17 protein-coding genes and 1 pseudogene are annotated in these 14565 nt (G+C 71.4%); 8 read left to right on the top strand and 10 right to left on the bottom strand.

Annotated features, from left to right (window positions below):
• Positions 1-58 precede the first annotated feature (58 nt).
• Together AC507J_RS05950 and AC507J_RS05945 are read right to left on the bottom strand one after the other, a co-directional pair.
• Complete coding sequence (locus AC507J_RS05950; RefSeq protein WP_496288039.1) at positions 59-685, bottom strand: DUF1003 domain-containing protein; 627 nt, start codon at positions 683-685, stop codon at positions 59-61.
• Positions 678-1991, bottom strand: a complete 1314-nt coding sequence (locus AC507J_RS05945) for a magnesium transporter MgtE N-terminal domain-containing protein (protein ID WP_496288038.1) — start codon at positions 1989-1991, stop codon at positions 678-680. Before AC507J_RS05945 ends, AC507J_RS05950 begins: the two co-directional genes overlap by 8 nt.
• A gap of 33 nt (positions 1992-2024) precedes the next feature.
• Here AC507J_RS05945 and AC507J_RS05940 point away from each other — a divergent pair, with 33 nt between their 5' ends.
• The 3 genes from AC507J_RS05940 (at position 2025) to AC507J_RS05930 (ending at position 4482) form a co-directional block, all read left to right on the top strand.
• Positions 2025-2894, top strand: coding sequence for a PhzF family phenazine biosynthesis protein (locus AC507J_RS05940; protein WP_496288037.1), 870 nt, complete (start codon positions 2025-2027; stop codon positions 2892-2894).
• 73 nt (positions 2895-2967) lie between these two features.
• Positions 2968-3432 carry a hypothetical protein gene (locus AC507J_RS05935; RefSeq protein ID WP_496288169.1) on the top strand — a complete coding sequence of 155 codons (465 nt, stop codon included), beginning with the start codon at positions 2968-2970 and terminating at the stop codon, positions 3430-3432.
• 87 nt (positions 3433-3519) lie between these two features.
• The gene (locus AC507J_RS05930; protein ID WP_496288036.1) at positions 3520-4482 is read left to right on the top strand and encodes a DMT family transporter; all 963 of its coding nucleotides are present in this window, start codon (positions 3520-3522) and stop codon (positions 4480-4482) included.
• A gap of 57 nt (positions 4483-4539) precedes the next feature.
• On the opposite strand, the gene AC507J_RS05925 is transcribed toward AC507J_RS05930, so the two are convergent.
• The gene (locus AC507J_RS05925; RefSeq protein WP_496288035.1) at positions 4540-5259 is read right to left on the bottom strand and encodes a GNAT family N-acetyltransferase; all 720 of its coding nucleotides are present in this window, start codon (positions 5257-5259) and stop codon (positions 4540-4542) included.
• 19 nt (positions 5260-5278) lie between these two features.
• Between AC507J_RS05925 and AC507J_RS05920 the strand changes: the two are divergent.
• A pseudogene (locus AC507J_RS05920) lies at positions 5279-5380 on the top strand (CoA ester lyase); the annotation flags it as partial.
• Between the two features lie 50 nt (positions 5381-5430).
• Here AC507J_RS05920 and AC507J_RS05915 read toward each other — a convergent pair.
• A complete protein-coding gene (locus tag AC507J_RS05915) occupies positions 5431-5961 on the bottom strand; it encodes a DUF4190 domain-containing protein (protein WP_496288034.1) in 531 nt (176 codons plus the stop codon).
• A 191-nt stretch (positions 5962-6152) separates the two neighbouring features.
• On the opposite strand from AC507J_RS05915, the gene AC507J_RS05910 reads away from it, so the two are divergent.
• Positions 6153-6989: an SDR family NAD(P)-dependent oxidoreductase gene (locus AC507J_RS05910; RefSeq protein ID WP_496288033.1), complete on the top strand. Its 837-nt coding sequence runs from the start codon at positions 6153-6155 to the stop codon at positions 6987-6989.
• Positions 6990-7076: 87 nt separating this feature from the next.
• On the opposite strand, the gene AC507J_RS05905 is transcribed toward AC507J_RS05910, so the two are convergent.
• The 3 genes from AC507J_RS05905 to AC507J_RS05895 all read right to left on the bottom strand — a co-directional run bounded on the left by AC507J_RS05905 (position 7077) and on the right by AC507J_RS05895 (position 10193).
• Positions 7077-7598, bottom strand: coding sequence for a DUF4190 domain-containing protein (locus AC507J_RS05905; RefSeq protein ID WP_496288032.1), 522 nt, complete (start codon positions 7596-7598; stop codon positions 7077-7079).
• Positions 7599-7620: 22 nt separating this feature from the next.
• Positions 7621-8028 (bottom strand): CoA-binding protein, encoded by a 408-nt coding sequence (locus AC507J_RS05900; protein WP_496288031.1) that lies wholly within the window; start codon positions 8026-8028, stop codon positions 7621-7623.
• 101 nt (positions 8029-8129) lie between these two features.
• Entirely contained in the window at positions 8130-10193 is a 2064-nt protein-coding gene (locus tag AC507J_RS05895) for an intein-containing Rv2578c family radical SAM protein (protein ID WP_496288030.1), read from the bottom strand.
• Positions 10194-10284: 91 nt separating this feature from the next.
• Here AC507J_RS05895 and AC507J_RS05890 point away from each other — a divergent pair, with 91 nt between their 5' ends.
• Complete coding sequence (locus AC507J_RS05890; protein ID WP_496288029.1) at positions 10285-10716, top strand: thiol-disulfide oxidoreductase DCC family protein; 432 nt, start codon at positions 10285-10287, stop codon at positions 10714-10716.
• Here the strand turns inward: AC507J_RS05890 and AC507J_RS05885 are convergent.
• The 3 genes from AC507J_RS05885 to trxA all read right to left on the bottom strand — a co-directional run bounded on the left by AC507J_RS05885 (position 10693) and on the right by trxA (position 12547).
• Complete coding sequence (locus tag AC507J_RS05885) at positions 10693-11595, bottom strand: MFS transporter permease (protein ID WP_496288028.1); 903 nt, start codon at positions 11593-11595, stop codon at positions 10693-10695. The two genes, AC507J_RS05890 and AC507J_RS05885, sit on opposite strands and share 24 nt — an antisense overlap.
• The gene (locus AC507J_RS05880) at positions 11592-12032 is read right to left on the bottom strand and encodes a hypothetical protein (RefSeq protein ID WP_496288027.1); all 441 of its coding nucleotides are present in this window, start codon (positions 12030-12032) and stop codon (positions 11592-11594) included. The genes AC507J_RS05885 and AC507J_RS05880 overlap by 4 nt, the downstream gene beginning before the upstream one ends.
• Positions 12033-12184: 152 nt before the next feature.
• Complete coding sequence (gene trxA / locus AC507J_RS05875) at positions 12185-12547, bottom strand: thioredoxin (protein ID WP_496288026.1); 363 nt, start codon at positions 12545-12547, stop codon at positions 12185-12187.
• Positions 12548-13300: 753 nt separating this feature from the next.
• Here trxA and AC507J_RS05870 point away from each other — a divergent pair.
• Positions 13301-13804, top strand: a complete 504-nt coding sequence (locus tag AC507J_RS05870; protein WP_496288025.1) for a hypothetical protein — start codon at positions 13301-13303, stop codon at positions 13802-13804.
• Between the two features lie 79 nt (positions 13805-13883).
• Positions 13884-14507: a TrmH family RNA methyltransferase gene (locus AC507J_RS05865; protein WP_496288024.1), complete on the top strand. Its 624-nt coding sequence runs from the start codon at positions 13884-13886 to the stop codon at positions 14505-14507.
• Positions 14508-14565 lie beyond the last annotated feature (58 nt).

Genomic DNA, 14565 nt, shown 5'->3' with positions numbered 1-14565 from the left:
TGCTACGTCGGTCGGGATCGGCTCCCGGTGCCAGCGGCACCCGGTGTGAGCGAGACGATCAGCTCTCCGGCGGTCGGCTCGCTCCGGCCTCGCGGGAGCCGTCACCCGGATGATCGTCGTCCAGTTCGTCGCGGGGCTCGTCGAGTCCGTCGCCGGTACGAGCCTCGGCCTCCGCCCGTAGCCGCCGCTCCAGCCGCTGCCGGCGCTGCGCCGCCTCGTCCAGCTCCTCGGCCAGCCGGGACAGCTCCGAGCGGACGAAGTCGCGGGTGGCCACCTCGCCCAGCGCGATCCGGAGCGCGGCGATCTCCCGGGCCAGGTACTCGGTGTCGGCCTTCTGCATGGTGGCCCGGCGCCGATCCTCCTCCAGCGCCACCCGGTCGCGGTCCGACTGGCGGTTCTGCGCCAACAGGATCAGCGGAGCCGCGTACGACGCCTGGATGGAGAGGATCAGCGTGAGGAAGGTGAAGGTGTACGGGTCGAACCGGATGCCCTCCGGTGCGAGGGTGTTCCAGACGAACCAGAGCACCAGGACCAGGGTCATGTACACGATGAAGAGCGCCGTGCCCATGCCGCGCGCGATGCCCTCGGCCCAGCGCCCGAAGGTCTCCTGATCGACCCGGGGCAGCCGCACCCCGCGTGGCTCCCGGGGCAGGTCCAGCCGCTCGGCTCGTCGCTGATCAGCCATTGCGGCGCTCCATCGGGTCGTCGTCGGCGGCGGTCGGGTTCGTGGTCGCCGATGCGGCGGGGCTCGGCACGGCGTCGCGATCCCGCCAGTCCCTGGGCAGCGAATGATCCAGCACGTCGTCGACGGTGACGGCACCCACCAGCCGGTTGTTCCGGTCGATCACCGGCATGGCCACCAGGTCGTAGGTGGCCATCCGGCGGGTGATCTCCGGCAGCGGGGTGGTCGGGCGCAGCGGGTCGATGTCGTTTACCACCACGCCGCCGAGCAGGTCGGCGGGAGGTTCGCGGAGCAGCCGCTGGAAGTGCACCATGCCCAGGTAGCGGCCGGTCGGGGTGGTCATCGGCGTACGGGCCACGAACACCTGGGCGGCCACCGCCGGGGAGAGCTGCGGTTCCCGGATCCGGGCCAGCGCCTCGGCGACAGTGGCGTCCGGCGGCAGGATCACCGGTTCGGAGGTCATCACGCTGCCGGCCGTGCCCGGGGTGTACTTCAGCAGCTGCCGTACCGGGTTGGCCTCGTCCGGCTCCATCAGGTCGAGCAGCACGTCCTGCTCCGGCGGGGGCAACTCACCGAGCAGGTCGGCGGCGTCGTCCGGATCCATCTCCTCCAGGATGTCGGCGGCCCGCTCGCGACCCAGCGCGGTGAGGATCTCGACCTGGTCGTGCTCGGGCAACTCGCTCAGCACGTCGGCGAGCCGCTGGTCGTCAAGGGCCGCGGCGACCTCGTTCCGCCGGGTGTCGGGCAGGTCCTGCAACGCGTTCGCCAGGTCGGCCGGGCGCAGGTCCTCCAGTACGGCCAAGAGGTTCGCGGTGCCGCGGGCGTCGGCGACGCCGCTGAGTCCGCGTACCTTGTCCCACTCGACCTGGTGCAGGTTGCCCCGGCGGGCGAGCCGGCCGGTGTGCTCGCGGACGGCCACCCGGGTGAGCGACCACTCACCGCCCCGGCTGCACTCCATCGCCACGTCCACCACCGTCGCCGCCCGATTCTCCGGTTCGATCTGCACCCGGCGGTCCAACAGCTCCTGGAGCACCAGCAGCTCGTTCGGGCGCTTCTCGAAGCGGCGCAGGTTCAGCGTGCCGCTGCCCAGCACGATCGCATCGGCGTCGATGGAGGTGATCCGGTTGATGGAGAGGAAGATCTGCCGGCGCATCGGCATCTCGGCGACCAGACCCACCACCTCGGGTGGTCGTTGGGCCGGGCGCAGCCGGGCCACCGCGTCGCGGACCCGGCCCACCTGGTCGCCGTTGGGATCGAAGACGGCCACTCCGGCAAGTCGGGCGATGTACACCCGGGTCGGCGTGCTCACGCGCACCAGCCTAAGGGCCTAGGGTTTATCAACATGTCGACCTTGGCTTACGAGATCGTGGACGTCTTCACCGACCGTCCGTACGCCGGGAACCCGCTCGCGGTGGTCTTCGGCGCCGAAGGGCTGGCCACCGAGCAGATGCAGCAACTGGCCCGGGAGTTCAACCTGTCGGAGACGGTCTTCGTGCTGCCCGCCACACAGGTCGGCGCGACCTACCGGGCTCGGATCTTCACCCCGACCGAGGAGTTGCCGTTCGCCGGCCACCCCAGCGTCGGCGCGGCGGTCACCGCCAGCCAGCGGGGGCTGTTCCCGCTGGGGCAGGTCACCCAGGAGTGCCAGGCCGGAGTGCTGCCGATCGAGGTGACCGAGGCGGGCGCGACCCTGACCGGCGGCAGCCCCACCCTCGGCCCGGAACTGGATCCGGAGCCGCTGTTGGAGGTGGCCGGGCTGACCGCCGAGGACCATCTCGGCCCGCCGCCCCGGGTGGCCGGCTGCGGACTGGAGTTCCCGTTCCTGCCGGTACGCCCCGACGCCCTGGCCCGCGCCCAGCTCAACTCGGTGGCGGCAGGGCGGTACGGGATCGAGCATGTGAGCGTCTTCTCCTGGAATGCCGACGCGCAAACCGCGCACGCCCGCGTCTTCGTGCCCGGACTCGGCGTACCCGAGGACCCGGCGACCGGATCGGCCGCGCTCGGTCTGGGGGTGTGGCTGGTCGCCAGCGGCCTGCTGCCGGCTGAGGGACGATCGTCGTACACCGTCGCGCAGGGGATCGAGATGGGGCGGCCCTCCTCGCTGGCCTGCACGGTCACTGCGGAGGGCGGTGCGGTGGTGGGTGCCACCGTCGCCGGCCAGGTGAAGGCGGTGGCGCGGGGAGAGATCCTGGTACCGCCCTTCGTCGGCTGACCCGGCCGACGCCGTACGAGAGGATGCCGTGGTGACCGAGGAGCCCGACCGCACCCCGTTGGTCGACGAGGCGATGAAGAAGGCCTCCGTGGCCTGGGTCGCGGTGGCCGGTGGCCCGTCGTTCGCCCTGTGGTGTGTGCCACTGGAGAACGCGCTGTTCGTGGTCACCGGTCCGGGCGAGCAGGCCGCGCCGGGGTTGGCCGAGGCCGACGAGGCAGCGGTGACGCTCCGCGGTGACCACGGCGGCCGGATCGTGACCTGGCCGGCTCGGGTCACCCGGGTGGTCCCGGGGACCGACGAGTGGGACACGCTGGCCCCGCTTGTGGGCGCCAAGCGACTGAACGCACCGGGTCCCACCGCGGATCTGCTGGCCCGCTGGGCCGCCGACGGTTGCGCCCTGCTCCGGCTCTCCCCGGCCGGGGCGCCGGTACACGGCGCTGAGTTGCCGGCCGGCTCGCTCGCCGAGCCGCCCCGGCCGGCACCGGTGGTCCGCCCGACCCGCCGGCCGTTCCGGCTGCATCGGGTCCGGCGGCACTGATCACCCAGGTAGGCGGCCTGCGACGGCGCCATCGTGACCGCGCCCTGACGCGATGTACCGGCCGGTCGCGTGTGAGGATCTCACCTCGTGCCGCCCGTACCTGACCGTTCGCCGCCGAACCTGCTCACCACCGGAGCCCTGGCGCTCGCCGTCGTCGCGGTCTCCTCCTCCGCGCCGCTTATCGCGTTCGCCGCCGCCCCCGCCCTGGCCGTGGCGTTCTGGCGCAACGTCCTCGCGGCGGCCGCGCTGAGTCCGTTCGCGGCGGTCCGCCGCCGGGCCGAGTTCCGCCGGCTGATCACCGCCACCGGGCGGCGGGAGGGCATGTTCTGCGTGCTGTCCGGAGTGGCCCTGGCGGCCCATTTCGCCGTCTGGATGCCGAGCGCGAAGCTGACCTCGGTCGCGGCGGCGACGGCCCTGGTCGCCACCCAACCGGTCTGGCAGGGCCTGATCGCCCGGGCCCAGGGCCGGCGACTGCCGGTGGGGATGTGGGCCGGCGTGGGCGTGTCGGTCACCGGAGCGATGCTGGCCACAGGTGCCGACTTCACCGTCTCCGGCACGGCCTTCACCGGGGACCTGCTGGCGCTGGCCGGAGGCATGTTCGCGGCGGTCTACGTCGCGCTCGGCGAGCAGGCCCGGGTCACGGTCAGCACCGCCACCTACACCACCATCTGCTACGGCGTGTGCGCGCTGATCCTGCTGGTGGTCTGCCTGGTCGGGCGGGTGCCGCTGGGCGGCTTCGACGCCGGGAGCTGGCTGGCCGTGCTGGCCCTGGTCGTCGGGGCCCAACTACTCGGCCACTCGATGTTCAGCTACGCGCTGCGGCGGGTCTCGGCCACCACGGTAAGCGTGCTGATCCTGCTGGAGGTCCCCGGGGCGGCGCTTATCGGCTGGGCCTGGCTGGGCCAACTGCCCGCTCCGGCGACCCTGCCGGGCCTGGCGCTGGTCCTGGTCGGCGTCGCCGTGGTGGTGCTCGCCAGCACCCGGACCGCCCGTTCCGCGGCGCCGGTCAGCACCGCCGCCCCCGCCGACGCGGCACCGGTACGCGACTGAGGTCAGCACCGCCGTCCAGGCCGCCGCGGCACCGGTACGCGACTGAGGCCGGCTGCCTCAGACCTCGTGCACCTCCAGCACCCGGGTGTTCAGCGCGGTCTCGCCCAACGCGTTTCGTAGCGCCGTCCGCTCCGGGTCGGCCAGGAACGCCGTGTAGCCGGCCCGGGTGTCGAACCGGATGATGTGCACCTCGCTGTGCCCGTCGCCGGTCCGCAGCCGCCGCTCGACCCGGCCACCGTGTCGGGGAAGCAGGGCGAGCACGCTGTCCTCGTACTGCTGGCCGGCCTCTACCGCAGCGGCCGGATACTCCACCAGGGCGACCAGGCGCACTGCGGCGGCCGCCTCGGTGACCAGCGACTTCCAGAACTGGTGATCCACGTGACCGCCGGGGATGCCCTCCCGCCGGCCGGTGTCGAGATAACCGTGCCGCCGGTAGAAGTCCGGGGCCTGGAAGGAGAACGAGGCGACCGAGATCTCCGTGCAACCCCTCCGCCGGGCCTCCTCCTCAGCCGCCGCCAACAGCCGGCCGCCCCAGCCCTCACCGCGCCGGTCGGCGCGGACCCAGACCATGTTGATCCCGGCGCAGCCGCCCCAACTCCACCCGGTCAGCCCGGCCACCAGCGCACCATCGGACCCGGTGACCCGTACCGAGAGATCGGCCTCGTCGTCGGCGCCGGTCGCCCGCTGGTTGACGGCGGTCAACTCCGCGTCCAGCCGGGCCGCCAACTCCTCGTCCGTGCCGAGCACCCGCAGGCTCTCGCTCCCCGTGATCGTCACATGCCGGAGTATCCCAACGCCCTCGATCCCACGCGACCCCATGTACATCCTCATGCGGATCCTGATGGCCGCCCGGATGCACGACAAGCAGGCCATCGACGGCCCGTTCCTACAGCTCCGGACCGCCCGCCCCGACCGGAATCGGGGCGGGCGCGTCGTTTCCTGTCGCTTTCAGCTGGTGGACGAGCTCGCGATGGCGAACCCGATGGCGACGACGTAACCGATGATCACCAGCGCCAGCAGGCCGGTGAGGATCCAGCCGACGATGATTGCCGCCTTCGCCATGCCCTCACCGCCCTCGCCGGTCTCCCGGATCTGACGCATGGCCACGTGCCCCATGATCGCGCCGATCGGCGCGGTGATGCACGAACCGATCCCGATCAGGGCGAGCACCAGGGCGACGATGGCCATCGAGTTCGTCTGCCGCGGCGGATAGCCGTAGCCGGGCGGCGGCGGGTAGCCGGGCTGGGGCGGCGGGTAGCCGGCGGGTCCGTACGCCGTGCTGCCCGGGTCCAACTTCGCGCCGGCGTACGGGTCGGCGGGCGGGTAGGGGGTGGTCGGCTGGTACGGGTCGTATCCGAAGGGCTGCTGCGGTACGGGTTGCTGCGGGCTCACCGGCAGAGTCGGGTCGGCCGGCGGGCTGGAGGGCTGGCCGGTCGACGCGGGGTCGGGCCAGCCGCCGGACGGCGGGGGCTGTGTCATCGGGCTCACTTCCGTCGCGATGCTCGGGCGCAGTCAGGGTAGCCACCACCCGGCAACCCTTCGACGCGCCCGGCAGCGGGTGCCGCGTTGCTCGGCGCCCCGGCAGGAGGCAGGATCTCGGCATGGCGATTGACGCGCGTGCGGCAGACCGGTCCGGCGGCAGGACGAGGCGGGATGTCAGCCGTCCCGGCGTGGCCCGACGCTCTCGCCCCGCCACAGGGCCGGGGCCCGACGACCAAGGTTCACCGGCTCCGCTGCCCGACCCGGTGACCATGCGGCTGGACGGCAAGGTCGCCCTGGTGACCGGTGCGGGCAGCCCGGACGGCATCGGGTACGCCACCGCGCGGCGACTGTCCGACCTGGGTGCCCGGGTGGCGATCGTCTCCACCACCCGGCGCATCCACGACCGGGCGGGCGAACTCGGCGTGACCGGCTTCGTCGCCGACCTGACCGACGAGTCGGAGGTCGGCGCGCTGGCGGACGCGGTCGCCGAACAGCTCGGTGACGTGGAGGTCCTGGTCAACAACGCCGGCCTGGCCAGCCGGGCCAGCCCGGAGGTGCTGCGGCCGGTCGCCCAGCTCAGCTACGACGAGTGGCGGGGCGAGATCGATCGGAACCTGACCACGGCGTTCCTGTGCAGCCGGGCGTTCATCGGCGGGATGGCCGAGCGGGGCTGGGGCCGGATCGTGAACCTGGCGGCCACCGCCGGTCCGGTCAACGCGCTGCCCACCGAGGCGGCGTACGCGGCGGCCAAGGCGGGCGTGGTGGGGCTGACCCGGGCGCTGGCGATGGAAATGATCGCCGACGGGGTGACCGTCAACGCGGTGGCGCCCGGCACCATCTACACCGCGGCCTCGACGATGGCCGAGATCAAGCAGGGCCTGGGCACGCCGGTGGGTCGCCCCGGCACCCCCGACGAGGTGGCTGCGGCGATCACCTTCCTCTGCTCGCCGGCGGCGTCCTACATCACCGGTCAGATGCTGGTGGTCGACGGTGGCAACAGCGTGCGGGAGGCCCAGTTCCGCTGACCGCCGCCCTGCGGCTGGCCGGCGTTCGGCTACTGCCCGGTGCTCGGATATTGCCGGCGCTCGGTTACTGCCCGGCGTTTCGGCTGGTCAGGTGCGGGTGCCGTCCGAACCGGCCCAGATCACCAGGGCCAGCCAGCCGCAGCAGAACACCAGGTAGAGCCCGGTGAAGATGTAGCTGAGCACCAGGCCCCAGGTGGCCAGCTGATCGCCCTCCTCACCGCTGGTGCGTAGCTGGCGTTTGGCCAGATGGCCGAGGGCGATGCCGGCCGGGGCGAAGACGAACGCGAAGACCAGCGACAGGATGGCGAGCACGTTGGTGCCGCCACCGCCACCGCCGCCACCGCCCGGCGGTGATGGTGGGCCGTACTGGCCGTAGGGCACCTGTGGGGCGTACGGCGGCTGCTGTCCCCACTGCTGGCCGTGCGGCGGCTGCCCCGGGTGCTCGTACGACGGCTGCCCGTAAGCCGGCTGTCCGTACTGCGGTGACTGCCCGTACGAGGGCTCCCCGCCCGGCGGCGGCTCGTACGACGGCTCCCCGTACGGCGGCTGCCCGCCCGGCGGCGGCTCAAACGGCGAGGGTGGCTGCTCGGGTTCTGGCGGTTGGCTCACACTGCCGGACGCTACCCGTAGGTCAGCCCAGCCGGGAGAGATTCGCGGCGGCGCGTTCGACGATCAGGCAGCGGTTCTCGACGTAGTCGATGCCGGCCTCCTCGGCGATGTGGCGGGCCTCGGGCGAGACGATCCCCAACTGCAACCAGACGGCCGGTGCGCCGATCGCGACCGCCTGGCGGACGACGTCGACGGCATCATCGGCCGGACGGAACACGTCGACCAGGTCGACCGGGTGCGGGATGTCGGCCAGGGACCGGTACACCGGTTCACCGAACAGTTCGTCGGCGGTCGGGTTGACCGGGATGATCCGCCACCCGTACCGCTGCATTTCGGCCGGTACTCGGTGCGCGGCCTTGTTCGGGTCACGCGAGGCGCCGACGACGGCGATCACGGCGGATTCGGCGAGGATCTGCTCAGCGGAACGCACCCGCCGACTCTAGCCGCGCCCTGTCGGCTCCGCCCGCTAACCGCGTGCCGCCCCGCTAACCGCGTGCCGATGCCCTTGGCGGCGGAGCCGGCTGGTGGCGGTCAGAGCAGGCTGAGCTGGACCGGCTCCGGTGCGGCCGGTGGCGACGCCTGACGGTGGTCGTCGCGTTCGGGCCGGTGCAGGCCGTGCCGGCGGGCGGCGATGCGTACCCGCGCGGAGAGTTCCCGCTGGTACGGCTGCGGGGCGTAGGCACCCGCCCGGTACAGCTCCCGGTAGCGGGGAACCAGTTCGGGGTGTTCCCGGCCGAGCCAGCCCGCGTACCACTCGCGGGCGCCGGGGCGCAGGTGCAGCGGCAGCGGCGTCACGCTGGCGGCCCCGGCGGCGGCGATCGCGGCCACGGTGGAGTCGATGGACTCGTCGGAGTCGCTGAGGCCGGGCAGTATCGGCGCCATCAGCACCCCTACCTCGAAACCGGCGTCGGCGAACTGGCGTACGGCGTCGAGCCGCCGCTGCGGGCTCGGAGTGCCCGGCTCGACCGACCGCCACAGCCCGTCGTCGACGAAGCCCACCGAGAACGACACGCTGACCCGGGTGACCCGGGCCGCCTGCCGCAGCAGCGGTAGGTCCCGCAGGATCAGGGTGCCCTTGGTCAGGATCGAGACCGGGTTCGCGAAGTCGCGCAGCGCCTCGATGATCGACGGCATGAGCCGGTAACGCCCCTCGGCCCGCTGGTAGCAGTCGACGTTTGTGCCCATCGCGACGTGCGCGCCCCGCCAGCGCGGCGCGGCCAGCTCCCGGCGCAGCAGCTCGCCCGCGTTGACCTTGACGATCACCTGCCGGTCGAAATCCGCCCCCGCGTCAAAGTCGAGGTAAGTATGAGTGTTTCGGGCAAAACAGTTGTGGCTGACCACCCCATCGGCAACGAAGTCACCAGTCCCCGTGGTGATGTCCCAGAGGGGAAGGTCCAGCCCTAGCGGTTCGATCTTGGTGACCCTGAGCCTGGCTCGGCACTTCACCGCCGCCCCCTCGATCGACCGCTTGCGGGTTATGGCGGGATCCGTGAGGTGGAAGAATCGTAGCCGTTCGATGAGGCCACCCGTGACCCGCAGAGTGCGGACCCGGTTAGCCAGCCCATGGTCCTCGAGTACGGCGGACAGGCCGAGGTGGCGCAGCGCGTCCGCTGCCTGGGCGAGGATGTCGTCGTCGCCGTTGGATATCCGTAGGATCCCCTTGCTGCAACTGCCTTCGGCATCGAAAATGCCCGCCAGGAAGCCTCGGTACCAGTCGTCGTCGGGCCGCTCGGGCCAGGCGATCAGATCTCGGATGACGCTTACTTTCGCTTCGCTGCTGGAACGGATGGCTTCCATCGCTCTGCGATTCGAACTTGCGGGCGTGAAGGAGAAGGACTTGGTGTCCACCCCGAACCCGTACAGGTATAGCCGGGTGCGTTGCAGTGCTTCCTCGTCGGCCAGTGCGAGCCGAAACCTGTGCACGGTGCCGTACGGGTACACGTAGGTGCCCAGGTGGCCGTCGCCGCGAATCATGCCGCAGAGATAGCCGCGCCGGTAGGCCTCGTTCTCCTTGGGCCCGGTCGTGAAGCGCCCGGTGCCGATCAGGCGGTTGTTGGTGGTCAGGTAAGGTCGCTGCCCGTCTCCGTTCATGGTGCCGGTGACGTGTTTCCAGCCTCGTTCGGTGAGGAAACGGTGATCGGCGCTGGCGATCAGGGTCGTTCCGTCTTCGAGCGTGACCCGGTATGCCGGTTTCACCGTCGACCACTTGGCCAGGACGGTGGTCACGACGTAACGGCGGTATGCGCCTTGCCGTTCCGTGCCGTAGATGCGATCGCCCACCTTTAGATCGCGCATTTCTCTGGTGCGCCCGTCGGCCATCAGAATCGGCGTGTCACCCGACAGGCAGTAGACACAGGCATGGCTGCATCCCCGGTAGGGGTTGACCGTCCACTCGAAGGGGACGCGAGACGTGCCGGGGACCTTGTTCAGGATCGACTTGGCGCGCACCTCGTAGAAGGTCATGCCGGCGAAGGCCGGGGTGTCGAAGGTGCGGACGGTTGCGCCGGGCAGCGCCAGCGGCAGGGGTGGAGTCGCCGGCGCTGCCCGTCCGGGATCTTCCCCGACCGGGGGAGCGGTCAGGTTCTCCCAGCGCATGGCCATTATTCGAACACACGTACGACCGTGTCGCAAGTGATCCGGCGGACATCGACGGCCGGTTGCGGTCGCCGCGGTAGAAGATGGAGGCATGGAGAGGCCGACCTTCGTCTACGACGGGGACTGCGCGTTCTGCACCAGCTGCGCCGAGTTCATCGAGCGCCGCATCCCGACCGGCGCCCGGGTGCTGCCCTGGCAGTTCGCCGATCTCGACCGCCTCGGTCTGACCGAGGCGGAGTGCGAGGAGGCGGTGCAGTGGGTGGGGCTCGACGGCAGCCGCGCCGCCGGCCCGGACGCCATCGCCGCCCTGCTGGGTAGCAGCGGCCGAGCCTGGCGGATCGCCGGGGCCGGGCTCCGCTTCGCGCCGGTACGCGCCGCCGCCTGGCCCGCGTACCGCTGGGTGGCCCGCAACCGACACCGGATGCCCGGCGGTACGGCCGCCTGCTCCCTGCCGCAGGCGAGCCGGGAGCGGCTCTACGGCCCGCCGGCCGGCGGCGCGTCAGCCGACGACCGGCGGCCCTGAGGCGGCGGTGACCGCTGGTGTTGAGGTGGTCGGGCCCGGCCCGCCCTGACCGGGCCGGCGGGCCAGCAGCCACCGCAGCGCCATCACCGGACGAATCTTCTCCAGCGGCAGGAAGCTGGTCATGGCGACCAGGTGCGGGGCGAACGAGATGGTGATGGTCGCGATGGTGACCAGGTGGAACGAGTAGAAGAATCCGATCGTGGCGAGCCGCCAGCGTTCGGGTAGCACGAAGACCAACGGGCTGAGCAGTTCGAAGGCGAGAATGCCGAACTGGGCGACGAGTAACAGGTGGGGGACCTGGGCGATCAGATCGGCCAGTTCGGTACCGCGTCGGATGATCGCCTTGGCCAGCACCGAGCCGGTTGCCCAGTCCAAACCGCCGAAGCGGAACTTGGCCCAGGCGGCGAGGAAATAGGTACAGATCACCGCGATCTGGGTGACCCGCAACGCCCAGCCGCCGGCCTCGGTCCTGGTCGGATCCCCGTGCCGCGCCCGGCCCACGGTCGGCAGCACGGCCAGCGCGACGAGCAGGGCGAACCGGTCGTGGTCCACCTTCCCGTAGCTCATCGCGATGATCATCCACTGGAAATAGAGCGCGAAGACGGACCAGCCGAGCAGCCGGGGCGCGCGACCGGTGGCCGCGAGCAGGGCGAGCAGCAACAACGCCCAGAAGATCACGCTGACCAGCGTCGCGGTCGGGGCGGGCAGCGGCAGTACGCGCCCGACGAAGAGCGGCTGGTACAGGTCAGCGGAGACGTCGACGCGGGCGCGTACCCAGGGAGTGAAGATCAGCAGGTCGCCGGCGATGAAGAGGTAGACCAGGGTGCGGAAGGCGGCGACGCGGGCGAGCGGCACCGGCTCGGTCAACCAGCGGGTCACGGCGTGACCTGCCAGCTGACCACGGTCTCGTCGACCCACCGGCCGGTGGGTCGACGGTCGGTGATGTCGTGCCAACGGATCACGATGCGGACCTCGGTCAGCTCCGGGGCGTCCGGATGCCGCCGGGCGTACGCCTCGGCCACCTGCCGAAGCAGGCTCGGATCGGCGGCGTAACGCGACTGCTGACCCTCGATCTCGGCCCGGCGGATGCCTGTCGCACCCTCACCGAGATCGACCAGGCCGCCGGTGCGGTCCACCCCCTCGACCCGGGTGTCCGGTGCGTCCGCGTCCGGCGGATCCGAGGTGGAGTACATCCGGAAGGGGCCGAACGGGAAGTGGTCGTCCTCGCCCCAGATCGTGCCGGCCAGCAGGACGGCCAGGGCGAGCGCGGTGGCCGCCACCCGGATCGCGCGACCACGGCTCGTCAAGGTATCCATCGGATGCAGAAGATACGGCACCCGCGCTCGTCGGCGTGGGCCGTGCGGTGGGCCGTATCCCAGCTGTGACGAGGGGCGGAGCGGGCGGCCGGGGTCCGAACGCCGGTGGCCGGGCCCGATCCGGGCCCGGCCACGCCGGTGGTACGCGAGTGTCAGTGCTTGTGCTCGGCGAGCTTCTTGCGTACGTCGTCCATGTCGAGCGCGCGGACCTGCTCGATGAGGTTCTCCAGCGCCGACTCCGGCAGCGCGCCCGGCTGGGCGAAGACGATCACGCCGTCGCGGATGGCCATGATCGTGGGGATAGACCGGATGTCGAACTTGGCGGCGAGTTCCTGCTGCGCCTCGGTGTCGACCTTGCCGAAGGTGATGTCGGAGTGCTTGCCCGACGAGCGCTCGTAGACCGGAGCGAACCGCTTACAGGGGCCGCACCACTCGGCCCAGAAGTCGACCAGCACGATGCCATCGCTCTCGGTCACCTGGTCGAAGTTAGCCGTGGTCAGCTCGACGGTTGCCATCTGAATCTCTCCGATCACCCGGAACAGTTACCTCTGGTGGAACCCGGCGGCGACCTATCGCATTCCCGCCCGGCTGCCCCCGAAACCCGGCCGCCTGGCCTCGTTGGGGGCTTTGTCCGCATCGATCACCGTCGGTCCGCCGGGCGGTCCGCAGATCGCAAATGCATGTCGCATTTGCGTAACCAGCCGTGATGGGAGCGTTTCCAACTTGATTGATCGCCGATCGCTCTACGAGCAGGTAACTTCGGCGTTGACGAGCACCGATTCGACCTGCGGAGATCGCTTGATGGCAGATGATCAATCACCCTCCGTAATGTAACAAAAAGATAAATGTGACCTCGGTCTCTGTGCGACCGGACGCCCGTACGGCAGAATCTTGAGACATCAGAGCGTGGGCGGCGGGTGCCGGGGAGGGCCCCGCCGCTCATTGCGTCCGGGCTCGTTCGACGGCCCCCGGCCCCTTCTGTCGACCATGAAGTTGGCCGCAGTGGTTGATCTTCAAACTGCCGGCAACCCCATGATCAACCTTACTGGGGGCGGCGCGGGTGGCGCGGGTTCGCGGCAGAGGAGCTTTCCGGCCCGTGCGGGCGCATATGCTGGCTCCGGAGGTCCCGCCATGAGCGAGCGCTGCGAGCGAGAAATCGGGCTCGGTGCGATGCTTCCGCCTGCTGCCGAGCGGAGCGGCGGGATGGGCGGTGCCCGGCGGGCAGGCGTCGATCGCCGCCGCGCCGTGCAGCCGAGCGGAGCGCCGACATGAGCCGCTCCGTCGCCGGTGAACCGCCCGCCTCCGAGCGTCACGCCGCGCGTACCCGTGCGGGCCCCTATTCGACGACCGAGTGGGAACTGCTCACCAGCCTGCCCGGCCGGGTGGTCGTGGTCGCCGCCCAGCCCGGCCCGGGGCGACCGCCCCGAGGGGTGACCGCCGGCATCGCCGGGCTGGACGCGGTGGCCGCCGGGCGGGCCTTCGACAGCGACCTCGTCCGGGCGGTGGTGGCCGAGATCTACGCCCGGCACGACGGTGCGCCGCTCTCCGCCGCGCTCACCGAACTGGTGGACGTGCTCGCCGCCTGCCGCCGGGCGCTCCGGGTGCTCGACCGACGCGCCGACCCGGCCGACTCGGCGGCGTACCGGCAATGGGTGCAGTCGGTCGCGGCCCGGGTCTGCGGCACCGCGTCGGGGGCGCTCCCGCACGGAACGCTGGCCCCCGCCGACCGCCGCTTCCTCGACCGGCTCGGTGTCGCGCTCGGACTCCGCTAGCTCGGATTCGGTTCAGCTCGGACTCCGTCAGGCTGTCGCCCGGTACGGTCCCGGCAACGGGGGCGTAACCTGCGTGACCGTGACCGGCGAGCAGCTTGACATCGGCGTGGGACCCTGGCTCGGGGATCCGCCCGACGACCCTCGGTACGACCCGGAACTGCTCGCCGACGGCGACCGGCGCAATGTCGTCGATCGTTACCGGTACTGGCGGCGGGAGGCCGTGGTCGCCGATCTGGACCGCCGGCGGCACGACTTCCACGTGGCGATCGAGAACTGGCAGCACGACTTCAACATCGGCACGGTGGTCCGCAACGCCAACGCGTTCCTCGCCGCCGAGGTGCACATCGTCGGCCGGCGCCGATGGAACCGGCGGGGCGCGATGGTGACCGACCGCTACCAGCACGTACGGCACCACGAGACGATCGAGCAGTTCGCCGCCTGGGCCACGCGGGAGGCCCTGCCGCTGGTCGGGATCGACAACCTGCCCGGGTCCCGCCCGCTGGAGACCACCACGCTGCCCCGGCGGTGTGTCCTGCTCTTCGGCCAGGAGGGTCCGGGCCTGTCGGACGCCGCGCGGGACGCCTGCGACCAGCTCTTCTCCATCGCCCAGTACGGCTCGACCCGGTCCATCAACGCCGGCGTGGCGAGCGGGATCGCGATGCACGCGTGGATCCGCACGTACGCCGGCCCGCCGCCGGACTGAGCGGCCGCCGGGCCCGGGAGGCGGCCGATCGGCGTGGCAATTCGGGCGCGGCAATCAG

Source organism: Micromonospora sp. PRAS1, from assembly GCF_059553435.1.
Note: the sequence above shows the minus strand (reverse complement) of the source record. Positions and strands in the feature narration are given on the sequence as shown.